This is a genomic window from Emticicia sp. (assembly GCF_049241225.1).
In the GTDB taxonomy this organism is placed as follows: Bacteria; Bacteroidota; Bacteroidia; order Cytophagales; family Spirosomataceae; genus Emticicia.
The window spans coordinates 40,867-54,732 of the sequence record NZ_JBMLRC010000475.1; the positions used below are offsets into that span (position 1 = coordinate 40,867).

At 36.8% G+C, this 13,866-nt stretch carries 12 protein-coding genes; 6 read left to right on the forward strand and 6 right to left on the reverse strand.

All coding sequences use genetic code 11. The features are described from left to right. The 3 genes from ACOVO2_RS24560 to ACOVO2_RS24570 form a co-directional block, all read right to left on the reverse strand. On the reverse strand, positions 1-1,223 hold a 1,223-nt coding region (locus ACOVO2_RS24560; protein WP_421772511.1), incomplete at its 3' end, for a T9SS type A sorting domain-containing protein. Positions 1,224-1,451: 228 nt separating this feature from the next. Then, entirely contained in the window at positions 1,452-2,198 is a 747-nt protein-coding gene (locus ACOVO2_RS24565; RefSeq protein ID WP_421772512.1) for an SPOR domain-containing protein, read from the reverse strand. 165 nt (positions 2,199-2,363) lie between these two features. Beyond that, positions 2,364-2,912: an SPOR domain-containing protein gene (locus ACOVO2_RS24570; protein WP_421772513.1), complete on the reverse strand. Its 549-nt coding sequence runs from the start codon at positions 2,910-2,912 to the stop codon at positions 2,364-2,366. A gap of 173 nt (positions 2,913-3,085) precedes the next feature. Between ACOVO2_RS24570 and ACOVO2_RS24575 the strand changes: the two genes are divergently transcribed. From ACOVO2_RS24575 to ACOVO2_RS24595, 5 genes are all read left to right on the forward strand, one after another. Beyond that, positions 3,086-5,050, forward strand: a complete 1,965-nt coding sequence (locus tag ACOVO2_RS24575; protein WP_421772514.1) for an alpha-1,4-glucan--maltose-1-phosphate maltosyltransferase — start codon at positions 3,086-3,088, stop codon at positions 5,048-5,050. A 203-nt stretch (positions 5,051-5,253) separates the two neighbouring features. Further along, positions 5,254-6,222 (forward strand): DUF2157 domain-containing protein, encoded by a 969-nt coding sequence (locus tag ACOVO2_RS24580; protein WP_421772515.1) that lies wholly within the window; start codon positions 5,254-5,256, stop codon positions 6,220-6,222. Further along, positions 6,219-7,376: a hypothetical protein gene (locus tag ACOVO2_RS24585; protein WP_421772516.1), complete on the forward strand. Its 1,158-nt coding sequence runs from the start codon at positions 6,219-6,221 to the stop codon at positions 7,374-7,376. The genes ACOVO2_RS24580 and ACOVO2_RS24585 overlap by 4 nt, the downstream gene beginning before the upstream one ends. 17 nt (positions 7,377-7,393) lie before the next feature. Beyond that, the gene (trhA, locus tag ACOVO2_RS24590) at positions 7,394-8,023 is read left to right on the forward strand and encodes a PAQR family membrane homeostasis protein TrhA (protein ID WP_421772517.1); all 630 of its coding nucleotides are present in this window, start codon (positions 7,394-7,396) and stop codon (positions 8,021-8,023) included. A gap of 88 nt (positions 8,024-8,111) precedes the next feature. Continuing rightward, on the forward strand, positions 8,112-10,283 hold the full coding sequence (locus ACOVO2_RS24595) for an FUSC family membrane protein (protein ID WP_421772518.1): 2,172 nt from the start codon (positions 8,112-8,114) through the stop codon (positions 10,281-10,283). A gap of 4 nt (positions 10,284-10,287) precedes the next feature. On the opposite strand, the gene ACOVO2_RS24600 is transcribed toward ACOVO2_RS24595, so the two are convergent. Further along, positions 10,288-12,114 (reverse strand): ATP-binding protein, encoded by a 1,827-nt coding sequence (locus tag ACOVO2_RS24600; RefSeq protein ID WP_421772519.1) that lies wholly within the window; start codon positions 12,112-12,114, stop codon positions 10,288-10,290. A gap of 54 nt (positions 12,115-12,168) precedes the next feature. Continuing rightward, on the reverse strand, positions 12,169-12,885 hold the full coding sequence (locus ACOVO2_RS24605; protein WP_421772520.1) for a LytR/AlgR family response regulator transcription factor: 717 nt from the start codon (positions 12,883-12,885) through the stop codon (positions 12,169-12,171). A 223-nt stretch (positions 12,886-13,108) separates the two neighbouring features. Between ACOVO2_RS24605 and ACOVO2_RS24610 the strand changes: the two genes are divergently transcribed. Continuing rightward, entirely contained in the window at positions 13,109-13,366 is a 258-nt protein-coding gene (locus ACOVO2_RS24610; protein ID WP_421772521.1) for an HU family DNA-binding protein, read from the forward strand. A gap of 143 nt (positions 13,367-13,509) precedes the next feature. Here the strand turns inward: ACOVO2_RS24610 and ACOVO2_RS24615 are convergent. Continuing rightward, positions 13,510-13,866: VRR-NUC domain-containing protein (locus tag ACOVO2_RS24615; protein WP_421772522.1), on the reverse strand; the 357-nt coding region annotated here is incomplete at its 5' end.

Here is a 13,866-nt window from a genome sequence, read left to right on the forward strand (position 1 = left end):
ACTATTTTCTTGACCGAGACTTTCTGGCCATCTAAAACCCTCAAAAAATAAATCCCTTCGTTAAGTATACTCACATCCATCGGGATGGTTTCAACTATAACACCTTGTTTTTCAATACTTTGTAAGTTTTTACCTTGACTATCCATTAGCTCGATTTTGATTGCTCGTGGTTGGCTTTGTAAAGGAAAAGCTACATTTATTCTATCTTCGACAGGATTAGGGAAGACTAACACCTCAAAAGTTTGCTCGGGAATATTTTCTGTACTGGTTACAACATATCCATTTAAACCATTGATTTGCCATCCGATTTCGTTTAAACAGTTGAGCAATAAAGTACCAGGATTATGATTGACTTCGGCGGCTCGAACATTCGGAGACATCAATGAATTTGCCGTACCTATGGTGTAAGTACTTTCATCAAAATGCGAAAAACTAGAACCACTTTTAAAAGGTGAAGGAGCGTAAAGTCGAGGTAAGGTATTTGCAAATGTAGGATTTTTCAGGCCAAAATACAGGGCATTGCTCGTCAGAGACGTTTTTAAATTTGCCGAAGGATTTCCATAAATACCAGTATTAGTAAGTTTTACTTTCTGGGAATCTTGCATGAAAATATCAAAAATATAAGCACTACCAGACTGACCATATTGTCCTTGGGTATCATTGTTAATAATAGTCATTGATGAAGAAAAACCTAAACCATGTGCAATTTCGTGGAGTAATACCGTGATTAAATCATATTTTCCAGCTTGTGCTTTAGCATCAGTACCATAATACCAATTTACGTTTGCATTGAGCGTTACATTCACATCAAAGTCGCCCGAATTGAGTTCTCGGCCAGATAGAGCCTCAGCCAAAGGTGTCGGGTACCAAACATTTGTGTAAGGTAGATTCGGAATATTGCCACTACTTCTATAAATTCGAGTTGCTCCTGTTTCGGCCAGGACAGTGTTCGACATTGTTTTTGACCAAGTAGCTTTTATTCGTATTGTTTGTGAGGAAATTAGGTATTTTTCCCAAATCGAAACTGCAAATTCAAATGGTGTTTTTACTTGCTCGGGAAAATCAATGTACGTCACTTCAATATTCGATGTGGCAGCCAATCGACCGCTGGCCGAAACAAACTCTTGAGCAGGGATTTCAGTAAAACTATTTTGTTCGGACAAATAGCACACAACGGGTTGAGCGGGCATCGAATCTTGCGAAAAAAGCTCTTGCTCGCACATTAACAAAATGGTAAATACAACAAAAAAATGCATCTGAGAAAGTTTATTGACAAATCTATTATTAAAGACGAAATAGTAAGAGAAAAGATTGCATAAAAACAAAAAAACTCCCCACTTTCGAGGGGAGTCAGCCATTTATCTTTCGATCGATGGCTTTTGATCTTCAATTATTAATTTTCATCAACAAAAGAAGATATTGTGAAATTCGTCTTTCCTGACAAATTTAGGTTAGAACCCTTTCACAAATGAGTTATAGCCCAGATTCTCCATTTTCTTTTGAGTATCTTCGGCATTAGCTTTATCATTAAACAACCCATAAACTACACGGTAAACCATTGGTTTATCGGCCGATTTGCTCACTTGAATAAATATTTTATCGATCTCAGCCTCACCATTTTTAGCTAGTTTATTAGCAAATTCTTTGGCTGCTTTTAGCTGTCCGAATGCTGCTATTTGCAGACCAAATCCCGATAAATCCTTCATTTTTCCATTCAAATCATATACATGATTGATATCAAAACCTTCTAATCGAGTTGTTTCAACCTCCAATTCTTTTTCTTTCACAGTTTTTTTTATGGCCGGTGCTGCATTTACTGTATTATTAGTAGAGGCATCAGCTGTGGCCCAAAAACGCTCAACTTCGTCTTCTCCTTGAATTTCTTGTACTTTTACTTTGGCTTTTCCCGATTTCGCCCCTATTTCATCCATGGCATTTTTAGAAATATTTGCCATTGTATTATTTTCGCCTGACTTCAAACGATCGTTGATTCTTACAACAACCGATTTACCATTTTCGGTATTGGTTAATTTTACTTTCTTATTGAAAGACATCGAGGTTGTTTCCTCTTTTACCGCTGGCGACGACTTACCGATTGCAAGGTCATCAGCTAAACTGGCAGTAACTTCCTGAGCTTGACTTTTAATAGTAAAAGTTGTTAGTACAGCTCCAAGTAAATAAAATAATCGTGCTTTCATAGTCATTGTATTTTATGGAATAAGTGTTTTTGAATGATTCTGATCTTGTTTTCCTTTCTATTTAAGCGGTGTCAAATAGCGTGCCAATTCAATTTATTGAATAAAAAAAAACTCACGAATTAAAATCCGTGAGTTTTTTTTATGATGTTTTTTTCAAACCAAAACTTACTTGAATTCTTTAACGAAAGGAGAATAACCTAACGACAAAAACGTTCTTTGTTTTTCGCGAGCCGAATCATCGGTTTTAAGCAAACCAAAATAAACTTTGTAAAAAGTTCTATCTGGATTATTGACTGTATAAATAAATAACTGACGTTTTTCGGCATCGCCTTTTTGGGCAATTTTAAGAGCATATTCTTTGGCCAATGCCAAATCTGAAAAAGATGCTAGCTGGAGAGCATAGCCAACTAGGTCGCGTTTTTCTTTTACATATTTGAAATTATCATCGTTGAATTTTGTACTTGCAACTTCAACCTCTTTTGTATTTGAGGTCAATTCTTGCCCTAACTCATCGTTTTCAATTTCTTGCACCAGTACACGAGCTTTTCCAGCCTCAATTTTGTTAGACTCCTCGTTTGATGTCTTTGAAATAATTATAATTTTATCAGAATTATCCTTAGGAGTGATTGTTATATCATTTCCATTATAATTATGTGCTAAAGAAAAACTCAAGCTACTAACTGTAATAATCGCAGATAACAGAACTTTTTTCATAGTATTTTTTATTTGTATTTGAATAAATGGGAGCAAACTTCATGCTAAACTTGTTTCTTAGCAGAAAAAAAAAGAAATTTGAGAAATATTTCTTTAACCTTATTGATGAATAATTACCACTGATGATTTAGGGCAAAATCTCTTAAAATCATTGGTTTAGCTACTTTGGATTTATGAAAAATCACTTTCCTTTCCCTGCAGATGGACAGAGCCGTGCTATTGTGGAGCGTGTAACGCCCGAAATCGATGGCGGACGATTTGCCACTAAAGCAATTATCAATGAAACTATTACGGTTGAAGCCGACATACTGATAGATGGACACGATAATGTGGCTGCTCGACTACTCTACAAACACGAATCTGATAAAAACTGGAGCGAAGTGGTTATGTCCGGCATGGGCAACGACCGCTGGGTAGGTAGATTTACGGCTGCCAAACAAGGTTTCTACACTTATACAGTCGAGGCTTGGGTTGACCACATTGCCAGCTGGCAACACGAAGTTGACCTCAAAGTACGTGACGGGCAGCATCTGAAAGTAGAAATGATGCAGGGAGAATTATTCTTGAATGGCATGGCAAAATTGGCCAAAGGCGATGATAAAAAGGCGATTCAAGAAGCAGCCAAAGCAATGGGCAATGAAAGCAGATACAATGAGGCGATTCAGATTGCAATGAGCGACCAAATGCACGAATGGCTAACAAAATACCCCGAGCGTCAGTCGGCATTTCGTTATCAAGAATTAAAACTTTACGTTGACCGTGAAAAAGCTGGATTCTCGGCCTGGTATTCAATGTTTCCACGCTCGGCCGCTCGTGAAGTTGGTAAACACGGTACGTTTAAAGATGTAGAAGCACTTTTACCACGTATTGCCGAAATGGGTTTTGATGTGCTTTATCTTCCGCCAATTCACCCAATCGGAAAAACTCACCGCAAAGGAAAAAACAATACTGTCAATGCCGAAGATGGCGATGCGGGTGTACCGTACGGAATCGGTTCGGAAGAAGGTGGACACACTGCTATTCATTCAGAACTCGGAAATCTGGCTGATTTCAAGCATTTGGTAGAAGAATGTAAGAAATATGACATGGAAATAGCAATGGATTTGGCAATCCAATGCTCGCCCGACCACCCGTGGGTAAAAGACCATCCCGATTGGTTTAAGATTTTACCCGATGGAACAATTAAGTATGCTGAAAATCCTCCGAAAAAATACCAAGATATTTATCCAGTAAATTTCGAAACCGAAGATTGGAAAAACTTGTGGCAAGAACTCAAATCAGTAATTATGACTTGGGCCGAATGGGGCGTTCGTATCATTCGAGTGGATAACCCACACACAAAATCATTTTGCTTTTGGGAATGGGTAATTGCAGAAGTAAAGAAAGATTATCCTGATATGATTTTCTTGGCCGAGGCGTTTACGAAGCCAAAAGTAATGCAACAATTAGCCAAATTGGGCTACACACAATCATATACTTATTATGTGTGGCGAACTTCAAAAGCCGAACTCATCGAGTATATGACTGAGCTAACGAAGGGCGAAATGAGGCATTATTTCCGACCAAACTTCTGGCCAAACACGCACGATATTGACCCTTATATGCTCCAAACTGGCCATGAGCCATTGTTTTTGATTCGTTATTTTATGGCGGCTACGCTCGTTGGGAATTACGGAATCTTTGGCCCAACGTATGAGTATATGTATCATGCACCTTACCCAGGCAAAGAAGAATATGCGTTTTCGGAGAAGTACGAAATAAAATGGTGGAATTGGGAGCACCGCAATAAACTAACGTATGTGATTTCGCAGGTGAATCGTATTCGTAAGGAAAATACGGCTTTCCATAGCACAAATAATATTGATTTTTGTGAAATTGCCAACGAGCAGCTACTGGCCTATCTAAAAACTGCCAGTGATGGAAATAGAATTCTTTGCGTAACGAGCCTTGATGGCTATAATCGCCAAGGCGGTTTTGTGAAGATTCCACTTTGGAAAATCGGCAAAAACGAGTGGGAAAGTTATCGGGTACACGATTTGATTTCGGGAGCAACATATATCTGGAAAGGCGACACAAACTACGTAGAGCTTGACCCAAATATTCTACCTTTCCATTTGTTTAGAATTGAAGATATTTAATTTTTTGCAAATAATACTCGATTTTGCAATACTCAATCGTAACACTCTCTGCTAAAGCGAGTTACGGTTGAGTATTGCAAATCACTTCATCAATCAACTTATTAAACGCTATTTCACTACAGACAAATTAGAGCAATAAAAGCAGTTGGCATTTTGCAAATGGAAAACATTCACTACTTTTATCAAAAAAGTTGCAAAAGTCAATGCCAAGACAATCTTTACTCGAAACCCTCACCGAAAAAAATATTATTTCTGACGCCCAAGCCGCTCAAATAAAAACTTCGGACTCAAATCAATCTTTTTCTATTCACTGGGAATTAAGATTACTGCTTTATCTCGGAATCATGCTTTTGAGTACAGGTTTGGGTTTTGTTATCTACGAAAACATTGATACCATCGGTCACAACATTCTGATTGGGCTCGTTGGATTAGTTTGTGTTGGGTGTTTTTATTATGCCTTTAGTCATAGAAAACCTTTTTCGTGGGAAGAGTTAGAAGAAACAACCAACCTTGACGACTTTGCTCTTTTGGGTGGGTGTTTGGCATTTCTGACACTCGAAGGATACTTACAATATCAATATAGCTTTTTTGGCACTCGCTACGGCCTTGCGGCATTCTTACCTGCTGTTTTATTCTTTTTCTGTGCTTATTACTTCGACCACCGAGGGGTTTTATCGATGGCCATTACTGCATTAGCATCTTGGATTGGAATAAGTATTACGCCACTTCGCTTGCTCAAAAACAACGATTTTAATAGTCAAGATATGGTCATCACGGCTATTTTATTGGGGTTGTTTTTGATAACTGTTGGCTGGGTTTCCATTCAAAAAAATTTAAAGAAGCACTTTAGTTTTACCTACTTTGTATTCGGTGGTAATCTGACTTTTATTGCGGCTTTATCAGGGCTTTTTGCACTGGAATTTAAATTAATATATGGTTCTATTATTGCTATTTTGGCCTATCTGAGTATAAAATATGCCCGTATTAAACACTCTTATTTGTTTCTACTGATGGGCGTAATTTATGGATATATCGGTTTTACTTATGTGATATTCGAAATCCTCCCCAATAACCTCGACCCGTTTATGTATATGCTTTATTTTATGCTTTCGGGGGCTGGAGTTGTACTGTTTTTAATTAAAATCAAAGAAATTGTAGGGCTAAAAAAATGAAAAGAGCATATAACGAAACGTGGGTTGAAAACATCAATAATCGAGAAAAGATTGATGATTATTTTTTCAGAAAACTAATAACCGATGAGCAAAAACAAGCTGCTTACCAAGCTTTTCCTGTGGGTTTCCATCAATCAAATGCCTTTATAAAAATAGGATTATTTCTATTTACATGTATTGTGGCATCGGCGGGTTTAGGGTTTGTTTCGCTCTTTCTGTTTGAGTTTTTGTCAGAATCACGTTATGGATTTGCACTCATAAGTCTGATTTATGCTTTCGTTTTTCTCTATTTCCTTGAATATTTCATCAAAAAAAACAACTTTTATCGCTCGGGGGTAGATAATGCTTTATTGTATGCCCTACTCAGTGCTACTTTTAGTGCCATTATCGGATTTACCGATTTCGATTTACCAAGTTGGATTTACTGCATCATTGCCCTCTTGATACTTATTCCTGCTATATTTCGATATGCCGACCCAATCGTATCCTTCGTGGCCTATCTTACTTGGATTGCTTTTTGGTTTCTTTTGGTTACTCAATACCCAATCGGCAAGGTTATCATTCCTTTCGTAATTATGCTTGTTTCCGCCATTTCATTCTTTTTAATGAAACTTTGGAAGAAAAAAGAGAGCAATCATTACTACTCTGAGCCGCAGGATATTACCGAAATTTTAGCTTTGGCTACATTCTATTTTGGCGGTAACTATCTGATAGTCAGAGAAGGAAATGCTTTTTTAAATAATTTAGAAAAATCTATTCAGATTGACTTTGCCCCATTGTTTTATATATTCAGCACCATTATTCCGCTTTTTTATGTCATTTATGGACTGCGAAAGCATAACCGCAAATTTTTGCTGGTTGGTATTGGGGCAACGGCTTTCTCTATTTTTACTTATCGACAATACTTTTCGGTTTTGCCACTCGAATGGGCTTTGACTGTGGCTGGTCTCTTCTTGGTTGGACTCTGCATCTGGGCCATTCGTGCACTAAAAACTCCCAAAATGGGACTAACCTCAGAAGCAACTGGCACCAACGAATATAAAAACTTAGAAGCATTTATTGTCAATCATGCCATGCAACAGCCCCAGCATCCCGGTAAAACTGATTTTGGCAAAGGTGATTTTGGTGGTGGTGGTGCTGGAAGTAATTATTAAAAGAATTGATACGATTTATGAATACTCCATCAGAAATAAAAACCGAAATGGCCAATGCACTTTCGCACGGCTTTGGCATTTTACTGACGCTTATAGCTTCTCCTGTTTTGATTGCTTCGACCATCGAAACCCAAAATCCGACGCTAACTTTCGGTGTGGCATTTTATTGCTTTACCATTTTGCTGATGTTTACTTTTTCTACCCTCTATCATGCTTTTGCTAATCCACTTGTCAAGAAAACCCTCAGAATCTTCGACCATATCAGCATTTTCTTTCTTATTGGTGGCACTTACATTCCGTTTGTGATTCTATATACCCCGACCCAAACTGCTCAGTGGTTTCTTGGTATTCAATGGACTTTGATTGGCTTTGGTGTCGTAAAGAAAATCTTTTTTACTGGCCAATTCCGATTACTTTCTACACTGATTTATATTTTTATTGGCTGTTTAGTGTTTTTTTTAGGTTCAAGTTTTTGGAACTTAATGCCCAGTAAATCAATTTATTTATTAGCCACGGGCGGAATTTTATATCTGATTGGTACGATTTTTTATCAAAATCAAAAGATTCCGTATAATCACTTTATTTGGCATTTATTTGTTCTTTTTGCGGTTTTCTGCCATTATTTTGCAGTTTTATTCGCAATTTAAGCGTTTTTGTTTGATTGGATTTAATAATTTCAGCAGCCTGATTGGCTCAATTATTAATCGAATAGAAAAACAACACCCAATTTTTAGCATGGAAATCAATATTTCACCAAAAAAAATTCCCAACGAAGTCAAAGGCTTTGTTCTAAGCCAGTATTTTGGTGATGGTCTTCGGATAACCTTTGGCGTTGTGCTACCAAGTTTAATTCTTGCCCAATTTGACTTACTCCAAATCGGCATAACGTTTTCTTTAGGTGCAGTTTGTGCAAGTATAGCCGATGCTCCCGGACCAATTACCCATCGTCGAAATGGTATGTTTCTAACCATAGGTTTAGTAACACTCATCTCACTTCTTACAAGCCTCGTTGGGTTTTCGGTCTATACACTCGGAGCATTTGTTGTAGCCCTAAGTTTCTTATGCTCAATGCTTTATGTTTATGGCCCACGAGCAGCTTCTATGGGGGTAGCGGCATTATTAGTGATGATTATTGGTATTGATGATGTACGTCCAATCAACGAAATCTTATTTTATTCACTCTATATTTTTATGGGTGGTGCTTGGTATGCTTTGCTAAGTCTATCAATCTATCAAATTATGCCTTATCGACTTGCCAGACTATCGCTGGCCGAGTCTATCTCTGAAGTGGCTATGTTTATGCGTATAAAGGCAGAATTTTATAAAGAAGGGATGGATTATGATGAAAACTATAAAAAACTCATTGAGGCCCAAATAACGGTCAACGAAAAACTGGATGCCGTAAGAGAACAACTCTTCAAAAACCCTAAAATTGTGCAGGAAAACTCGCAAGAAGGCAGACTTTTACTGGTTATCTTTGTGGATATGGTAGATTTGTATGAGCAAATCATGTCTACTTTTTATAATTACCAAAAACTCCACAAACAGTTTGACCATACGGGTATCTTGATTGATTTTGAGCAGACACTCAATCTTTTATCTGAGCAAATCGACGAAATTAGCGAGTCTTTGAAAGATGGCAGTAAACCACAAATCAATTTGCTTTTACCACGCAAACTACAAACCCTAAAAACAAAAGTTGATGCCATTGATACAACGGATGATACAATCTCAGCAATTGGGATGCAATCTTTAAAAAATATTGAGGTCAATATTGAGAATATCTTTAATCGAATCAAGAAGATAAATGGCTATTTTAAGGCAAAAGAGCAGAAAAAACTACAAAGAAACGATGTTCAGACCACCGCCTTTACCACCAGCCAAGTATATGATTTAGATACGTTTTTAGATAATCTTAATCTGAAATCAGAAAACTTCCGACACGCCCTTCGGGTGTCAGGAATGATGCTCGTGGGTTTTATCATTGCCCAATCAACGCAGCTTTTGCACAGCAATTGGATTTTACTGACCATCATGGTGATTATGAAACCCGCCTACAGCCTCACAAAAGAACGAAATCTGGATAGGCTTTTTGGTACAATCGGTGGAGCTTTAATCGGGATGTTTATCTTAAATTACGTAACGGATAAATACTGGCTTTTCGGTATTTTATTGATTTGTATGCTCGGAACTTACAGCTTTCAACGAAAAACCTATCTCGTGAGCGTAGTTTTCATGACACCATTTATCTTGATTTTATTCGAATTTCTCGGCATGGGAAGCCGGGCCTTGCTCATAGAGCGAGTTTATGATACAGCAATTGGTGGTGGGCTTGCGTTTGTGGGTAGTTATGTTTTGCTACCACATTGGGAGCATAAAAAACTTAAAAATACACTCATCGAAATGCTCGAAGCTAATTTGGCTTATTATCATCAGGTTTCGCAGATGTACTTTGGTGAAAAATACCAGCGTGTGCCTTATAAGATTGTTCGTAAAGAAGTTTTTGTGCGAAGTGCCAATTTAGCTTCTGGGCTGCAACGGATGTTCTCTGAGCCAAAGAATAAACAACTGAGTATCAAGGAAGTACATAAATTTTCGATACTCAATCATTTGCTTTCTTCGTATGTGGCTACGTTGGCTTTGTATTCGAGAGAGCATTTTGAAACACTCCCAAATTTTGAAAAACTCAGAGGCATTACCCAAAACACTGAAATACTGATAAAGGAAGCAATTAAAATTATAGAAAGAAGCGATTTTGTTGTAAAAGAAAATATTCAACTTTCAAAAATTCACGGTGAAGCATCGGAAGAAACCGACGAAGTTTATATGCTTATTATCGAACAATTTATGAATATTCAGAAAGTTGCGTATGATATTTGTAAAATTTCCGAACGCATAGAATTGTAGCGTTTTAGTTGATTAAACACCTTATCATGAATGTGGTGCCTTTGCCGAGTTCGCTCTTTACACTTATTTTTCCTGAGTTTAGTTCTACTAATTCTTTTACTAATGCCAGCCCCAACCCCGTTCCTGACTCATTGGAAGTTCCTAAAGTAGTATTGTTTTTACCTAATTTGAAAATCGTTGCTAAATTTTCTTGGGCTATTCCAACTCCATCATCAGTAATTGAGAGACTTACGCTATCAGCTTCTTTGGTCAAATCAAAACTAATATTTCCGCCAGTATTCGTAAATTTCAAGGCATTTTGCAGTAAATTTCTAATAATAATACGGAAATGATTTTTATCAAATGTCACCTCCGTAATCGGGGATACGTGGTTCGAAATACTGATTTGCTTAGCTTCTTGAACGAATTGTAGCATTGATATTTTTTCTTCGATAATCTCAGATACATTGATTTTTTCGGGCTTTGGTTTTATTCCTTCCATTTGCGAAATCGACCAATTCAAAACATTATCTAAAATATTCCCGACGTTACTCAGTTGTGTATTTAGGCGACTGGTTGATTCTGCAAATTCATTCTGAGTCAATGCCCCCCAATTGATAAGCATCATGTAGTTTTTCAGACTGGCCACGGGCGAACGCAAATCATGCGATAGTATGGCAAAAAGTTTATCTTTTGTTGTGTTCAAATCGCTCAAGGCATCTTTTTGTTCCTGAATCTTACGTCTGTTTCGCTGTAAAAAAATCATAAGCGAAATAAGCACCAATGCCGTAACGGCGATAACGATTAGTAATACTCGCTGCTGTTTTTGTTTGGTTTCCAAAAGTTGAATCTCTACTTCTTTTTTTTCCAAATCAAAATTTGCTTTTAGCTTGGTCATTTCTAATCTGCTGTTCTGTGTCTGACGCTTCTCTTTCAGCCAAAGCAAAACTTCTGTCAGTTTTTTGCCCGTTTCATAGGCTTTTTTATATGAATTTTGCTCTACGTATAAACTCTCTAAATTTTTAAAGATAAAATACAGATGAAAGGTATCTACTTTGCTACTTTTTCTCTCATTATTCAAACTCTCTAAAAAAAACTTTTCAGCCTCATCGTATCTTTTTTGAAATTTAGCTAATCGTCCGATATTATTGAGGTAAACAAATTCTCCTTTCGTTTTTTTTAATTTTGGTTTTGCAGCTTCAAGTTTTCTTGCATATACCATGATTTGTTCTTTTTTACCTTGCATCAGCAAAAACTCACAGTATTCCAAGGCATCATCAAACCATTCATCTATATCATGCTTTTCGCTTACTTGCATGGCCAATTCCGCAAACTTTCGGGCTTCGTCGTATTTGTGAACGGTGTTGAAATAATTACTAAGAATTGCATAACCATCGTTCAGGCTTCGCCAGTCGCTATCTTTTTTGGCGAATTCTATGGCTTTAAAAAGAAGCTCGGTTGGGCTTCCAATACCTTGATGAAGGGAAATTATTCCCATGATTTGATAGCATCTCGTCATGGAATAGTAATCGTTGATGAGTTTGGCCACTGAAATACTTCTATTAAACCACTCTAATGCCTTGGTTTCATCTTTTATATAATACATATTCATGTATCCCATCTTATACATGGTGCGTGCTATGTACCTTTTATTATTAGTACGATTCGCGATGTCTAAAGATTGAGTAAAAAAAATAAAAGAAGAATCAGTATGTGTACGCTCGTAAGCATTTCCTAAACTATACAAAAGCCTACACTTAACCGAGTCGGCTTTTGCCGATTTCAATTCTTCTTTAAGCGAAGCTACATCTTGTGCATATAATGTTGTTTTAGCCAGAAAACTAAACAGCATGCACAGCTTAAATAATGTTTGGCATCGAAGGTAATAAAAGGTATTTTGCATAGATTAGGTATTCCTACTAACTAAATTTCCTTCAATGTGTTTACGATTGATTTGCGTTCGGTATTGCTCCCCAATCGGAATAGATTGCCCGTTTGACAGTAAAATATCATTTTTACCGATAACACTAATGGCCGAACGATTGACGATAAATGAGCGATGTACTCGCAAAAACTTGTCGCCTTTGAGTTGTTCTTCCATCTTCGTAATAGAAAGTATCGGCAGGTAATTTTGTGTGGTGGTCACTATCAGCAGAAAATTCTCTTGTGCTTTCATATACAGTACATCTTTATAAAGTATCTGAACATAATTCAAATTTTCTCTAACAAAGAAATAAGGCTCTACTTCTAAGTTATCTGGCTGATTTGTATACTTTAATCTAACTTTTTCGATGCTTTGTAGGAAACGTTCGAGGTCGATGGGCTTTAAAAGAAAATCAACGGGTGAAACTTCGTAACAGTCCAAGGCATAATCTCGATGAGCGGTTACAAAAATAACTAATGGAGCCGAACGAAGACTCTTCACTAATTGAAGTCCCGACATATCGGGCATTTCAATATCACAGATTAGTAAGTCTATATCTCCCTCAACTAACTTCGCATAAGCTTGCATTGCCGAATCACACACGCCGACTAAATTAAGTAATGGATTGAGTTGTACGAGCTTACTGATAATCTTTTGCCAATCTAAATTATCATCAATAATCAAGGTATTTATTTTCATTGCAAAAGTAGGTTGTAACGGTCGATATTTTTATTTACGATTTATAGACTTTCATCTACAAAACAGGGCATTTAATAAACTCTCATTTTTTTTACTTGTGATAGCAATTAGGTAGGCTTAATTTTGATTTATAAGACGTATCAGTTATGGATACAAAAAAACAAAAAAACACTGAAACTCTGTAATGTCTATCAACAATTGCTGAAAATATAATAAACAACCCATGACAAAAGCAGACCTAAACCAAGAAATTAGTCGTAAAAGCAAATTAAACTTAAACGAAGTTTCTGCAATTACCGATACACTATTTGATGTAATAAAGCAGGAAATAACCAACGGAAATAAAGTTACCTTTAAAGGTTTTGGGACATTTAAAACCAAGAAAAGAGCAGCTAAGAAAGTACAGTTGATTAAACAGAAACAAACAGTAGATTTAGCCGAGCACTACATACCTGTTTTCTTGCCATCAAAGTTTTTTTAAAATTACTAACAATTGCTATTGAGATTATATCGTACCCCAAAAAGTATAAAACTGTTGAATTCCAAAACAACAATTATTGTGAACTATAATTTAAGAAACGCAAGTGATTTTTTATCATTTGCGTTTTTTTCCTATGTCGATGGTTACTCCTTTTCTACTTCAATGATATCGTTTTCCTTCCAATAAACCCTCAAAACCTTGGCATTTACCCCAATTTCTTGAAAATATTGTAGCCAAGACAACTGTTGGTTCGATAAATTATCAGTTGGTGATTTTACTTCAACAAAACAATATTCTCCAGCAATATCATCCCACATGAAAAGGTCAGGAAAACCACGCAAATGCTCGACCAAGTTTTTCGACATTTCGTGCAGAATTTTCTTCATCGCTTCAAATTCTATTAGCTCAACTGCTTTTCTCACGATTAACCAGATTTCCTCCAACCAAACCACAAACGGATTGGCAATGCCAAACTTCGATTCGTAACGCTCGCCCATATA